This is a genomic window from Streptomyces sp. NPDC058691, from assembly GCF_042714775.1.
Classification (GTDB): Bacteria; Actinomycetota; Actinomycetes; order Streptomycetales; family Streptomycetaceae; genus Actinacidiphila.
In genome coordinates this window covers 42,768-55,883 of sequence record NZ_JBHXSO010000043.1, presented here as the reverse complement: position 1 = coordinate 55,883, position 13,116 = coordinate 42,768, and the positions used below count along the sequence as shown (strand labels likewise).

Below are 13,116 nucleotides of genomic sequence, written 5' to 3'. Positions count from 1 at the left end.
CGAAGGCGGGCCGGCCGGACCGCTAGACGTGGTCCAGCCGGCCCGCCTTCGCCTCTTCCACCAGCGAACGGAACTGGTCGGAACTCATCCGCACGCGCTGCCCGAAGTCGTCGGTCATCACGACCCTCTGCTCGGGCGGCGCGCTCTCGTCCACGTACAGCGTGGGACAGCCGCAGTCGCAATTGCCGCAGAACACCGCCACTTGTTCCATGGGTCCACCCTCCACCGTCAGCTCCCTGTACCGGGCGTCAGGTGCGGCATACCCAGGGTGACGGCAGTTCAGGCCGAAAGCTCGCGTTCCAGCGGTGTACGGAAGCGGGGGGTGACGCGTGTGCCGCCCAGCCAGCCGCGCAGCCGGTCCGCCTCCGCCTCGATCGCCGCGGCCGCCTCGCGGCCGGGGTCGGTGAGGAGGCGGTGCACCACGGTGCCGTCCGCGCGCTGGGCCCAGCCGCCGACGACCCGGCCGTTCCACCACACCGTGGGGCCGATGTTGCCCGAGCGGTCGAAGTGCGCGGCCCGCTCCGCGGGATCCTCGGGCAGATACCAGTCCCGCCCCCGCCAGCCCATCGGCGTCGGGTCGAGCGCGGGCAGCAGCGCCGCCCAGGGGCCGGGGTCGGGCTCCGGCGCGGTGTCCTGCGGCAGCACGTACCCGGTGCCCTCCGTCAGGCCGACGGGCTCCGCGCCGACCGCCGCGAGCGCCGCGCGGACCTGGGTCAGCGTCCAGCCGGTCCACCACTTCACATCGGCCTCGGTGCCCGGCCCGTACGCCGCCAGCCAGCGCCGCACGAGCTCCGCCCGCGCCTCGCCGGCCGGTGTCCGCGGCAGGACCGCGCCGGCCGCCCAGCGGTACTGACTGCTCGTCCAGCCGCCCACCGGGCGCCGCCGTACGATCCGGCCCTCGGCGGCGAGCACCCGAAGGACCCGGCTCGACACGTTCTGCGTGGCCTCGTACGGCTTCCCGCGGGCCACCACCACCTGTTCGCGCAGCCTCGGCACCCGCACGGCCAGTTCCGCCGCCGTGGCCTCCCCGCCCTCGGACAGGGCGGTCAGGACGGCCTCCTCGGCCTCCGCGAGCCATCGCTCGTCCCAGCCGCCGCCCTCGGCGAGGAAGGCCAGCAGTTTCCGGCGTTCGGCGGTGGCGATCGCGTGGGCCGCCGCCTCGTGGACGACCGGTCGCGCGGCGGCCGTGACCACGAACATCGTCCGGCGCATCGCGAGCAGCCGGGTCAGGCTGCTTTCCTCGTACAGGGCGTGATCGATCGCCGCCGCGTCCGGGACGCGCATGCGGGCCGCGGCGGACAGGTAGACCGTCGCCGGGTCCGTGCCGTGCAGGGCGACCAGCGACTCCGCGGCCTCCTCGGGCCGCTCGGACCGCCCGCCGGGGGTCAGCCGCTGCCGAGCCGCCATCCGGTGCCGGCGCTCCCGCGCCCCGATGTCGCGCCGCGCGCCCATTGCCAACCTCCGTCGTGGTCCGGCGGCGTCCGGCCGGGGCGCCGCGACCTCATCGTGGCACGGGCCGCCGACAGCGCCACCGAGGCAATGTGACGCGGATCACATCGACTCGCCGGAAATCTCTCCGCAACCCGCGTAAGGCGCAAGGCCGTTGACGCTCTCACCCCTCGACGGAAGGCACACCGGAACGCGGCACGGCACCCCCGGAGGACCCAGGCATGCTCACCGACATCGACCACATCGTCCACGCCCGCCTGCACACCCCGCAGTCCGGGCCCGAGGGCCGCGAGATCACCGCGGCCCTGCGCTACCACCGGGAGGACCCGCTCGCGGCGCGCGTCGCCTTCCCGCCCTCGGTCTCGCTCGATGGCGCCGAGGTCACCTGGATCTTCGGCCGCGGCCTGCTCACCAAGGGGCTGTACGAGCCGGCCGGCGAGGGGGACGTCCACATCCGCCCCGCCGGCCCGGACCGCACGGCGATGGAGTTCCGCACCTCCGAGGGCGTCGCCCTGGTGGAGATCGCCACCACCGACCTGCGGATCTTCCTGGCCCGTGTCTACGAGGCCGTTCCACCCGGCCACGAGTTCCGCGGCGTCGACATGGACGCCGTGGTCGCCTCGCTCCTCGGGGAGGAGTGAGGCGACCACGGCGACGGGGTCCAGGGCGCGCCCGGCTCAGTCCGCGAGGGGCCGGAAACCGCGCAGCCGCAGGGAGTTGCCCACGACGAAGACCGACGAGAAGGCCATCGCCGCGCCCGCGATCATCGGGTTGAGCAGGCCGGCGGCGGCCAGCGGCAGCGCCGCCACGTTGTAGCCGAAGGCCCAGAAGAGATTGCCCTTGATCGTGGCCAGGGTGCGGCGCGACAGCCTGATGGCGTCCGCCGCGACCCGCAGGTCGCCCCGGACCAGGGTCAGGTCGCTCGCCTCGATGGCGGCGTCCGTCCCGGTGCCCATGGCCAGGCCCAGGTCGGCCTGGGCCAGGGCGGCCGCGTCATTGACGCCGTCGCCCACCATGGCGACCGACCGGCCCTGCTCCTGCAGCCGCCGGACGACGGCGACCTTGTCCTCCGGCATGACCTCGGCGATGACGTCGGCCGCGTCGATGCCGACCTCGGCGGCCACGGACCGGGCCACGGCCTCGTGGTCCCCGGTCAGCAGCACCGGGGTGAGCCCGAGTTCGCGCAGCATGCGCACGGCCCGGGCGCTGGTGGGCTTCACCGCGTCCGCGACGGCCAGCAGGGCGCGGGGCCGTCCGTCCCAGGAGACGGTCACCACGGTGCCGCCCAGCGCCTCGGCCTCCGCCTTGGCGAGGACGAGCTTCTCCGGCAGCGGTGCGGGCGGCGCCTGGCGGCCCACGGTGACGGCGCGTCCGTCCACCGTGCCCTGGACGCCGAGCCCGGGCAGCGCCAGGAAGTCCGCCACTCCGGGCAGGTCTCCGGCGCGTTCCTGGGCGGCGGTGGCGACGGCGCGCGCGATGGGGTGCTCCGAGGCGTGCTCCAAGGCGCCGGCCAGCCGCAGGACCTCCTCCTCCCGCTCCCCGTCGGCAAGGTGCACGCCGGTGAGGGTCATGACGCCCGTGGTGACCGTTCCGGTCTTGTCGAGCACGATGGTGTCGACCCGGCGGGTGGTCTCCAGCACCTCGGGGCCCTTGATGAGGATGCCGAGTTGCGCGCCGCGCCCCGTGCCGACCATCAGGGCGGTCGGCGTGGCCAGGCCCAGCGCGCACGGGCACGCGATGATCAGGACGGCGACGGCCGCGGTGAACGCCGCGACGGGGCCCTCGCCCAGCGCCAGCCAGACGCCGAGGGTGCCCAGGGCCAGCAGGATCACGACGGGCACGAAGACCGCCGAGATGCGGTCGGCCAGCCGCTGGGCGGCGGCCTTGCCGTTCTGCGCGTCCTCCACGAGCCGTGCCATGTGCGCGAGCCGGGTGTCCGCGCCGACCCGGACGGCCTCCACGACCAGCCGTCCCCCGGCGTTGACGGTGGCGCCGGTGACCGCGTCCCCGGGACCGACCTCGACGGGCACCGACTCACCGGTCAGCATGGCCGCGTCGACGGCCGAGGTGCCCTCCCGTACGACGCCGTCGGTGGCGATCTTCTCGCCGGGACGGACCACGAACAGGTCGCCCACCGCGAGGTCCGCGGTCGCGATCCGCACCTCGCGCCCGTCGCGCAGCACGGAGACGTCCTTGGCGCCCAGCTCCATCAGGGCGCGCAGCGCGGCCCCCGCGCGGCGTTTGGAGCGGGCCTCGAAGAAGCGCCCGGCCAGGATGAAGGCGGTGACGCCGGCCGCGACCTCCAGATAGAGGTTCGCGGAGCCCTCACCGCGGGCGACGGTCAGCTCGAAGGGGTGCTTCATGCCGGGCATCCCGGCGTCGCCGAAGAACAGCGCCCACACCGACCAGCCGAAGGCGGCGAGCGTGCCGAGCGAGACCAGCGTGTCCATGGTGGTGGCGCCGTGCCGCAGATTGGTCCAGGCGGCCCGGTGGAAGGGCCACGCGGCGTACGCGACCACCGGCGCGGCCAGCGTCAGCGAGAGCCACTGCCAGTTGGCGAACTGCAGGGCCGGGACCATCGACATGGCGATCACGGGCACGGCCAGCACGACCGCGGTCACCAGCCGCTGCCGCAGGGTGGTGAGCTCGTCGGGCGCCGAGGGGGACGCGGGATCGCCTGACGCCGGGGCGTGGGCCGGCGGCGCGGGCAGGGCCGCGGTGTAGCCGGTGGCCTCCACGGTGGCGATCAGGTCCGTCACGCCGATGCCGTCGCCGAACGCGACCTTGGCCTTCTCGGTGGCGTAGTTGACGGTGGCCGTGACGCCGTCCATCCGGTTGAGCTTCTTCTCCACACGCGCGGCGCACGAGGCGCAGGTCATCCCGCCGATCTCGAGTTCGAGCTCGGTGACCGCGGCCGAGGCCGTGGCCGTGGCCGTGGCGACCGTGCCGGCCGGCGGGGTGACCTGCGGGCGATCCGGGAGAGTCATGCCCTGCCGACCAGCTCGTAGCCCGCCTCGTCCACGGCGGCGCGGACCGTGTCGTCGTCCAGCGGGGTCTCGGAGACGACGGTGAGCAGACCGCTCTTGGCGTCCACCTCGATCCCGGTCACGCCGGGAAGGGCGGAGACCTCCTTGCTGACCGCGGACTCGCAGTGGCCGCAGCTCATACCGGAGACGCTGTAGGTGACAGACATGGATTCTCCTCGTGCGTTAAGTGCGTTTTCCGGTGTACGGCGAGAACCGCGCCGCCGTCCACCTGATGACCAGACTATACCCCCTAGGGGTATGAACGACGCGGAGCGCCCGCGAAGGCGTGCGTCACATGCGGCTCCCGCGCCGTCCAGGAAAACACCGGTGACAGCGGTCATCGGGCGTATGGGCCGATGGCGGCCGAGGTGCGGTGATCAGTGCTAGTGCCGCGCGATTTCCGCCGGGCCGGTCACGAATACGGCACCGGTGTGCGTGATTCGCGTGCGAACCATTGAGCGGGCGCTTGATTCCGCTGTACCGTCACCGAAATCACGTCATCGGCCGTACAGGAGGCAGCGCCCATGTCCCTCGACCGCACCCGGCTGCGCGAACTGCTGGCCCGCGAGACCGCCGACGCCGTCGCCCGCAATCCGAAGTCGCGCGCCGCCTACGAGAGGGCCGACCACCTCTTCGGGCGCGTGCCGATGACGTGGATGAACAAGAACGCCGGCGCCTTCCCCCGCTACCTCGCCGGGGCCCGCGGGGCCCGGGTCACCGACATCGACGGCCACGAGTACACCGACTTCTGCCTCGGCGACACCGGCGCCATGGCCGGGCACTCCCCGGAGCCCGTCGCCGCCGCCGTCGAACGCCGCTTCCGCGAGCAGGGCGGCGCCACCGCGATGCTGCCCACCGAGGACGCCGAATGGGTCGGCGGCGAACTCGCCCGCCGCTTCGGCCTGCCCCGCTGGTCGTTCTCGCTCACCGCCACCGACGCCAACCGCTGGGCGATCCGGCTCGCCCGAGCCGTCACCGGACGGCAGAAGATCCTGGTCAACAGCTACTGCTACCACGGCAGCGTCGACGAGTCGCTGATCGTCACCGGCCCCGGCGGACGCGGCGGCGTCAGCCGCCCCGGCAACGTGGGCGCGCCCTGCGACGTCACCCTGACCAGCCGCGTCGCGGAGTTCAACGACCTGGAGGGCCTGGAGCGCGAACTCGCCCACGGCGATGTCGCCGCCGTCCTTATGGAGCCCGCGCTCACCAACATCGGCATCGTGCTGCCCGAGCCGGGCTACCTCGACGGGGTCCGCGAGATCACCCGCCGGCACGGCGTACTGCTGGTCAACGACGAGACGCACACCTTCTCCGCCGGCCCCGGCGGCGCCACCGCCGCATGGCACCTCGACCCGGACATCCTCACCATCGGCAAGGCCATCGCGGGCGGTGTCCCCGCCGGCGCCTACGGCCTGTCCGCCGAGCTCGCCGACCGGCTCCTTGGCCGCGCCGACCTCGACCTCGTCGACATGGGAGGCGTCGGCGGCACCCTCGCCGGCAACGCCCTGTCCGTCGCCGCCATGCGCGCCACCCTCGAACTCGTCCTCACCGACGCGGCGTTCGAGGAGATGTCCGCTCTCGCCGCGCGCTTCGCGAGCGGAGTGGCCGACGCCGTCGCCAAGCACGGCCTGCCCTGGTCGGTCAGCACCCTCGGCGCCCGCACGGAGTACCGCTTCGCCTCGCCCGCGCCGCGCACCGGCACCGCGTCGGCGGCCGTCGCCGACCCCGAGCTGGAGGACTTCCTGCACCTGTGGACGGCCAACAGGGGCGTCCTCATGACGCCGTTCCACAACATGGCCCTGATGTGCCCGGCCACCACCGCCGCCGACGTCGACACCCACACCGCGCTCTTCGCCGACGCGCTGGCGGAACTGGCAGGCTGACCCCGTGGACGACATCGACCGCGCGATCCTCCGCGAACTCCAGACCGACGGCCGCATCCCCTACGCCGACCTCGGCCCCAAGGTCGGGCTCTCCCCGTCGGCGGCGCGCCAGCGGCTGCAGCGGCTCGTCGACGGAAAGGTCGTGCAGGTCGTCGGGGTCACCGACCCGATGGCGATGGGCGGGCAGGCGATGGCGCTGCTCGGCCTGCGTGTCGACGGCGACCCGCGGGCCGTGGCCGACACGCTGTCCGCCCGCGACGAGGTCGTCTACGCCGTCCTGACCGCCGGGCCCTACGCCCTCTTCGCCGAGGTCGTCTGCCCCGGGCCGCCCGAGCTGCTGGACTTCGTCAACGACGTCGTACGGCCCATCGAGGGCGTGGCGGGCGTCGACACCTTCCCGTACTTCGGCATCCACACCCACCGCTTCCTGTGGGACGTGGGCTGACGGTGAGTCCGGGCGCATCGGGCGCATCGGGCGGAGCCGGATGTCAGGCCGCGGCCGACAGGTCCTGCTCGGCCCAGATGGTCTTGCCGTCGTCCTCGTAGCGCGTTCCCCAGTGCCGGGTGAGGGAGGCGACGATGAACAGCCCGCGGCCGTTCTCGTCCTGGAGCCGGGCGTGGCGGAGGTGCGGGGCGGTGTCGGCGGCGTCGGACACCTCGACGGTCAGATTCAGGTCGTTGAGGTCGAGGATCAGGCGCAGCCGGATGGGCCCCACGGCATGGCGGACGACATTCGTGGCGAGTTCGCTGACGACCAGGTCCGTGACCGGGACGTGCTCCTCCAGCCCCCAGTGCGCCAGCCGATCGCGTGCCGCGCCGCGGGCCTCGGGGACCGAAGCGGCCTCGGCCGGGAAGGTCCAGGTGGCGATGCGGTCCGGGTCGATGCCGCGGAGTCTGGCCACCAGCAGCGCCGCCCCGTCCTGCGGGGTGCCGCGCAGCAGGCGGTAGGAGACCGCGTCGCAGATCTCCATCGGCGCGGTCGCGGGGTCGGACACCACGTCGCACAGCCGGCTCAGCCGTTCGCCGGCCTCGGCCGGGTACCGGTTGGCGACGCTGTCCGAGTACAGGGTCAGCAGGCTGCCGTTCCGCAGCTCGGTGGTCAGCATCTCGTGCGGGGCGCCCCGTCCGAGCGGGGCACCGCGCGGCACCTCCAGGGTGCTGACGGCGCCCTCGGGGGTGGTCAGCAGCGGGCCGTCGTGCCCCGCGGTGGCGGCCGAGCACTGCCGGGTGATCGGGTCGTACGTCACGTACAGGCAGGACGCGGTGAACGGCGCCCGCGTGAGGTGCAGGCTCTCCGGGTCCGCCTGCTGCTCGCGGGCCATGTTCTGCGCCACGTCGTCGAGGTGGGTGATCAGCTCGTCGGGCGGCAGGTCCATCGCGGCGAGGGTGGAGGCGGCGGTGCGCAGGCGTCCCATGGCGACCGAGGCGTACAGGTCCTCGCCGGGTACGTAGCCGATGACCAGCCCCACTCGGCAGCTGGACAGCGGGAGCACGTCGAACCAGTGGGCGCCGTAGCGGCCCGGCAGGTAGCAGTGCGCGGGCTCCACCGCCGCGACCTGTGGTGGCGTGCGCGGCAGCAGGCTGCGCTGGAGCGCCGACGCGATCGTGTGCTCGCGGGTGAAGCGACGGGCGTTGTCGAGGGACAGCGCGGTGCACGAGGCGAGCTGCGTGGCCAGGGACAGATCCTCCTCGTCGAAGGAGTCCGGGCGCGAGCCGTTCCGGTAGAAGCTGGCCAGGCCCAGCACCAGCCCGTGCACGGTCAGCGGCGTCACGATGAGCGAGCGCATGCCGGCCTGGGCGATGAACTCCGCCCGCGCCCGGTCGTGCACCAGCCACCCGCCCTCCTCCGGGAGCGCGCCGACCAGACGCGGCTGGAGATCGCCCAGCGCCTGGGTGTACGGGGTCGGGTACGCGAAGTAGCTGGCGGCGCCCATCGGGTAGGCGCCGACATGATCCCCCCGGGCCTTGAAACCGGCCCGGCGCATCGGCAGCGTGGGGCCGATCGGGCCCATCGGGGCGTGCCCGCTGAGCACCGACTCCAGCAGGTCCACGGCGACGGCGTCGGCGAAGCCGGGCACGGACACGTCGGAGAGTTCCTGCGCGGTCCGCAGCGCGTCCAGGGTGCTGCCGATCCTGGCCCGGGCGACGTTCAGCAGGTTCATGCCCCGGCGGATGCGCCCCTGGCCCGTGACGTCGTGGAACATGCAGGCCGCGCCGATGGTGCGCCCCCCGCCGTCCTGGAGGTGGTACCCGGCGACGTCGTACTCGTGCCGGTGCTCCGGATCGCCCCCCGGATACGCGGCGACGGGCCGTTCCACCAGGGCGGAAGCCGTGCGCAGCGCCTCGCGCACCACCGGTGACAGCGGGATCCCGGCGTCCAGTTCCTCCAGACGGGCCCCGATCACGGAGCGCGCCGGCATGCCGCGCATGCGCAGCGACGCGGGGTTGGCGCGCAGCACCCGCAGATCGGCGTCGTACACCTCGAGCCCGGCCCGCGCCTGGTCGAACAGGGCCTTCTCGAAGCTGCCCGTGGCCGGCGCCACGGGGCCGGCGCTCATCCCCCCGCCCGGCCGTCTCGTCGTCGCGGCGCCATGGATGACCTCGGCTCCTCGGGTACGGCTGCAACCACGCTCTCAGTAAATACACCGCACACCGGGCTCCGCCACCGGAGTCGTCCGCGACGTTCACGCCATTCGCGCCGTCCGCTTCATGAAAACGCGCGAAATGCGGTCGCGGAGAACCGGACTACCCTGAAAAAGGTGAGTATTCACCGTGACCGGAAGAGCCGTCCCGAGAGCCACGGCAATGAGGCGTACACGCATCCCGCGGCCGGCTGGGGTGCGGCGAAGAGTGTGACCCGAGTGCTGCTGCGCGAGCGCGCGCTGATCGACGGGCCGCGCGCGATCTTCCTGATGAACCACGAGAACGGCGGCTTCGACTGCCCCGGATGCGCCTGGCCCGACGACACCAAGGGCCTCCGGCTCGACATCTGCGAGAACGGCATCAAGCACGTCACCTGGGAGATGACCCCCAAGCGTGTGACCCGCGAGTTCTTCGCCGCCCACACCGTCACCGAGCTCGACGAGTGGAGCGAGTTCGCCCTGGAGGACCAGGGGCGGCTGACCGAACCGATGGTCTACGACCCGGACAGCGACACGTACGTCCCCATCTCCTGGCAGGACGCCTTCGACCTGATCGGACGGTCGCTCCGGGCGCTGGACAGCCCCGACGAGGCCGCTTTCTACACGTCCGGACGGCTGGGCAACGAGGCCACTTTCCTCTATCAGCTGATGGCCCGGGAATTCGGCACCAACAATCTGCCGGACTGCTCCAACATGTGTCACGAGGCCTCCGGGCGCGCCTTGCAGGCGGCTTTGGGAACGGGAAAGGGAACCGCGGACCTCGCGGACTGGGAAAGCGCGGAGGCGCTTTTCATCATGGGCGTCAACGCGGCCTCCAACGCTCCGCGCATGCTCACCGCCCTGGCCGAGGCATACCGGCGCGGCGCTCAGATCGTGCACGTCAACCCCCTTGTAGAGGCGGCCGCGACGCGGACGATCGTCCCGCACGAGATGACCGACATGGCGCTGTTCAAGTCGACCCGGACCAGCACCCTCAATCTGCAGGTGCGCAGCGGCGGCGACATGGCGCTGCTGAGGGGCATCGCCAAGGCGGTCCTCGAGGAGTCCCGGCACGACCCCAAGGCGCTCGACCGGGAGTTCATCGAGCGCTACACCCAGGGATTCGAGGAGTACCGGGCCGTCTGCGAGGCGACCACATGGGAGGAGCTGGAACGCCAGTCGGGCCTCCCGCGCGCCGACATCCTCAAGGCCGCCGACGTCTACTCCCGTTCCGACCGGACCCTCATCAGCTGGTGCCTCGGCGTGAGCCAGCACGAGCACGGGGTCGACACCGTCCGGGAGATCGTCAACGTCCTCCTCCTGCGCGGCAACCTCGGCCGCGAGGGGGCCGGGCCCTCACCCGTGCGCGGCCACAGCAACGTCCAGGGCAACCGCACCTGCGGCATCGACCACCGGCCCACCGCGCAGTTCCTGGACCGCCTCGCCGGGGTCTGCGGCATCGACCCGCCCCGCGAACACGGACTCGACACCGTCGGCACCATCCGGGCCATGCACGAGGACCGCGTGAAGGTCTTCGTCGGCATGGGCGGCAACTTCGTCCTGGCCGCACCGGACACCCCCTACACCCGGCAGGGCATGGCCCGCTGCGAGCTGACCGTCCACGTCAGCACCAAACTCAACCGCAGCCATCTCGCCCACGGCCGACAGGCGTTGATCCTGCCGTGCCTGGGACGGACGGAGAAGGACTTCCAGCAGCGCGGCATCCAGGCGACCTCCGTCGAGGACTCCATGAGCATGGTGCACCTGTCCGTCGGCATGAAGAAGCCGGCCTCCCCGCACCTGCTCTCCGAGCCCGCGATCATCGCCGGCATGGCCCGCGCCACCCTCCCCGGCAGCGCCACCCCGTGGGAGAACTACATCGAGGACTACGACCGCATCCGCGACACCATGGCCCAGGTCCTGGACGGCTTCGAGGACTTCAACCGCCGCGTCCGCCTGCCCCTCGGCTTCCGCATCCGCCAGCCCGCACGCGAACTGGTCTTCCTCACCCCCAGCGGCCGCGCCGAGTTCTCCGCCGCGCCGCTGCCGGACACCGTCCCCCGGGACGGCGCCCTCGTCCTGCAGACCATGCGCTCGCACGACCAGTGGAACACCACCATCTACTCCGACGACGACCGCTACCGCGGCATCACCGGCCTGCGCACGATGGTGTTGATGAACGCCGACGACATGCGCGCCCGCGGCATCGGCGACCGCACCCTCGTCGACATCACCAGCACCTCCAAGGACGGTACGCGGCGGCAGCTGACCGGCTACCAGGCCATCGCCTACGACCTCCCCGCGGGCTGCGCCGCCGGTTACATGCCGGAGATGAACGTGCTCATCGGGGCTGCCGACTACAGCACGCAGAGCGACCAGCCGCTGATGAAGAGCGTGCGGGCGCACATCGTCCCGTCCCCGCCGCCCGACGCCCCCACGCCCGTCGCCGCGGAGCCGGCCGGCGCCGTCCCCTGAGGCCCACCGGGCGTGGCCCACGGAGGTCACGCCCACCAGGTCACGCCCATCAGTCAACGCCCACCCCGCTCCGACGGAAGGACCTCCGCCGGTTGCTAGGGTGCGCGGGTGTCCGACTCCTCCCGCGACTCCCTGGCCGGTGCCGGCTGGGAGAGCCAGAAGCCCGGTTCCTACCAGGAGTTGATGCCCACCCGGGTCGTCAACCTGTCGTGGCTCAACCCGGCCACGCTGTGGAAGGCGCGCAACGGCCCGCTGGCCGCGCTGTTCGGCGACCCGACCGGCGGGGACCGGCAGCGCTGGGTGGCGGGCGAGTTGGCGCGGGGGGCCGCGACCGCGGACCTGGTGATCGAGCGCGACGACCCCGAGGAGTTCTCGTTCCTCCTCCTCGGCGACACCGGCGAGGGCGACGACCCCCAGTACGCCGTCGTCCCGGGCCTGTTGAAGGCCGGGGAGGGCACGCGCTACGCCGTGATCTGCAGTGACGTCCTGTATCCGGTCGGCAGCGCCAACGAGTACGGCACCAAGTTCTTCCGGCCCTACCGGGATTACGACGCCCCGATCTACCCCATCCCCGGCAACCACGACTGGTACGACGGCCTCACCGGATTCATGCGGGTCTTCTGCCGCGCCCCGGCGCTCCCGGAGCGCCCCCGGCCCCGCGCGCTGACCCCGGCCTGGTGGCGCACGCTGCTGTGGGCGGAGCCGGACACCCCCGACGACGCCCGCCTCGACGAGGACCGCCTGATGCGGTCCGCCCCCGCCCAGGCCGCGTCGCTGCCCGGCCCGTACTGGGCGATGGACTCCGGGCCGATACGCATCATCGGCATCGACACCGGGCTCCTCGGCGGCATCGACCGGGAACAGGGCGAGTGGCTGCGCCGGGTCTCACGGGGGCCCCGCCCCAAGATCCTCGTCACCGGCTCCCCGATCTACGTGGACGGCGAGCACCATCCGTGCGCGATCGAGGGCGGCGGCACCGTCGACGAGATCGTCCGCGACCCGGCCCACCACTACGTGGCGGCGATCGGCGGGGACATCCACAACTACCAGCACTACCCGGTCGACGTGGACGGCCGCAGGATCGAGTACGTCGTCTCCGGCGGTGGCGGGGCGTTCATGCACGCCACCCACACCATCCCGCGCGTGGCGGTCGGCGGCGTCGTCGAGGAGGACTTCCGCTGCTACCCGATGCGCGGCGACTCCCTCGCGTTCTACAGCCGGCTCTACGGCCGCCGCCTGCGTATGCGCCGCTTCTTCGACCTCACCCCGGACGAGGCGGCCGCGGCCCTCGCCGAGCGCCTCGGCATCGAGCCGACCCGCGCCACCGGCGCGAGCGTCACCGCGCGCACCCGTTTCGTCGCCGGCCTGCTGGGCGCGCCGCCCCGTCCGCACCGCAAGCGGCGGCTGCGGCTGCCGGTCCGCAGGGTCCTCACCCGGCTGCTCTCCCCGGGCTCGGCCACGTACAGCCCGCCGTTCTTCAAGAGCTTCCTGCGGCTGGACGTCGGCTCGGCCGCGGTGCGCGTGCGCTGCTTCGCCGCCACCGGGCTGCGCGAGCACGAGCTGGACCCGCCGGTCGAGGACGACTTCACGATCCCCCTGCCGGGCGGCGCCTGAGCGGCGGGCGAAGGGGGCACGGGTGCGTGCCGTGCCCCCTTCGACGCG

Annotated in this window: 10 protein-coding genes; 5 read left to right on the top strand and 5 right to left on the bottom strand. The window is 72.9% G+C overall.

Annotation, left to right across the window (positions count from 1 at the left end; translation table 11 throughout):
* Positions 1 to 22: 22 nt before the first annotated feature.
* The gene (locus ACFWVC_RS27135) at positions 23 to 211 is read right to left on the bottom strand and encodes a hypothetical protein (RefSeq protein WP_384291690.1); all 189 of its coding nucleotides are present in this window, start codon (positions 209 to 211) and stop codon (positions 23 to 25) included.
* A 68-nt stretch (positions 212 to 279) separates the two neighbouring features.
* Positions 280 to 1,452, bottom strand: a complete 1,173-nt coding sequence (locus ACFWVC_RS27130; protein WP_384291685.1) for a winged helix DNA-binding domain-containing protein — start codon at positions 1,450 to 1,452, stop codon at positions 280 to 282.
* 218 nt (positions 1,453 to 1,670) lie between these two features.
* On the opposite strand from ACFWVC_RS27130, the gene ACFWVC_RS27125 reads away from it, so the two are divergent.
* Positions 1,671 to 2,090: an SsgA family sporulation/cell division regulator gene (locus ACFWVC_RS27125; RefSeq protein WP_384291679.1), complete on the top strand. Its 420-nt coding sequence runs from the start codon at positions 1,671 to 1,673 to the stop codon at positions 2,088 to 2,090.
* A gap of 36 nt (positions 2,091 to 2,126) precedes the next feature.
* On the opposite strand, the gene ACFWVC_RS27120 is transcribed toward ACFWVC_RS27125, so the two are convergent.
* Both ACFWVC_RS27120 and ACFWVC_RS27115 read right to left on the bottom strand, forming a co-directional pair.
* Positions 2,127 to 4,436 carry a heavy metal translocating P-type ATPase gene (locus ACFWVC_RS27120; RefSeq protein WP_384291675.1) on the bottom strand — a complete coding sequence of 770 codons (2,310 nt, stop codon included), beginning with the start codon at positions 4,434 to 4,436 and terminating at the stop codon, positions 2,127 to 2,129.
* A complete protein-coding gene (locus tag ACFWVC_RS27115) occupies positions 4,433 to 4,642 on the bottom strand; it encodes a heavy-metal-associated domain-containing protein (protein WP_384291669.1) in 210 nt (69 codons plus the stop codon). The genes ACFWVC_RS27120 and ACFWVC_RS27115 overlap by 4 nt, the downstream gene beginning before the upstream one ends.
* Positions 4,643 to 4,999: 357 nt before the next feature.
* Between ACFWVC_RS27115 and ACFWVC_RS27110 the strand changes: the two genes are divergently transcribed.
* Both ACFWVC_RS27110 and ACFWVC_RS27105 read left to right on the top strand, forming a co-directional pair.
* Complete coding sequence (locus ACFWVC_RS27110) at positions 5,000 to 6,358, top strand: transaminase (protein ID WP_384291667.1); 1,359 nt, start codon at positions 5,000 to 5,002, stop codon at positions 6,356 to 6,358.
* A 4-nt stretch (positions 6,359 to 6,362) separates the two neighbouring features.
* Positions 6,363 to 6,803 carry an Lrp/AsnC family transcriptional regulator gene (locus tag ACFWVC_RS27105; RefSeq protein WP_384291665.1) on the top strand — a complete coding sequence of 147 codons (441 nt, stop codon included), beginning with the start codon at positions 6,363 to 6,365 and terminating at the stop codon, positions 6,801 to 6,803.
* A 43-nt stretch (positions 6,804 to 6,846) separates the two neighbouring features.
* Here the strand turns inward: ACFWVC_RS27105 and ACFWVC_RS27100 are convergent, their stop codons facing one another.
* Positions 6,847 to 8,916 carry a SpoIIE family protein phosphatase gene (locus ACFWVC_RS27100; RefSeq protein ID WP_384291661.1) on the bottom strand — a complete coding sequence of 690 codons (2,070 nt, stop codon included), beginning with the start codon at positions 8,914 to 8,916 and terminating at the stop codon, positions 6,847 to 6,849.
* A 201-nt stretch (positions 8,917 to 9,117) separates the two neighbouring features.
* Here ACFWVC_RS27100 and ACFWVC_RS27095 point away from each other — a divergent pair, with 201 nt between their 5' ends.
* On the top strand, positions 9,118 to 11,454 hold the full coding sequence (locus ACFWVC_RS27095) for an FdhF/YdeP family oxidoreductase (RefSeq protein ID WP_384291656.1): 2,337 nt from the start codon (positions 9,118 to 9,120) through the stop codon (positions 11,452 to 11,454).
* Between the two features lie 108 nt (positions 11,455 to 11,562).
* Positions 11,563 to 13,068, top strand: coding sequence for a metallophosphoesterase family protein (locus tag ACFWVC_RS27090; protein ID WP_384291650.1), 1,506 nt, complete (start codon positions 11,563 to 11,565; stop codon positions 13,066 to 13,068).
* Positions 13,069 to 13,116 lie beyond the last annotated feature (48 nt).

Coding starts and splice junctions, on each gene's coding strand:
- ACFWVC_RS27135 (WP_384291690.1), bottom strand. CDS start 211: ATGGAACAAGTGGCGGTGTTCTGCGGCAATTGCGACTGCGGCTGTCCC.
- ACFWVC_RS27130 (WP_384291685.1), bottom strand. CDS start 1,452: ATGGGCGCGCGGCGCGACATCGGGGCGCGGGAGCGCCGGCACCGGATG.
- ACFWVC_RS27125 (WP_384291679.1), top strand. CDS start 1,671: ATGCTCACCGACATCGACCACATCGTCCACGCCCGCCTGCACACCCCG.
- ACFWVC_RS27120 (WP_384291675.1), bottom strand. CDS start 4,436: ATGACTCTCCCGGATCGCCCGCAGGTCACCCCGCCGGCCGGCACGGTC.
- ACFWVC_RS27115 (WP_384291669.1), bottom strand. CDS start 4,642: ATGTCTGTCACCTACAGCGTCTCCGGTATGAGCTGCGGCCACTGCGAG.
- ACFWVC_RS27110 (WP_384291667.1), top strand. CDS start 5,000: ATGTCCCTCGACCGCACCCGGCTGCGCGAACTGCTGGCCCGCGAGACC.
- ACFWVC_RS27100 (WP_384291661.1), bottom strand. CDS start 8,916: ATGAGCGCCGGCCCCGTGGCGCCGGCCACGGGCAGCTTCGAGAAGGCC.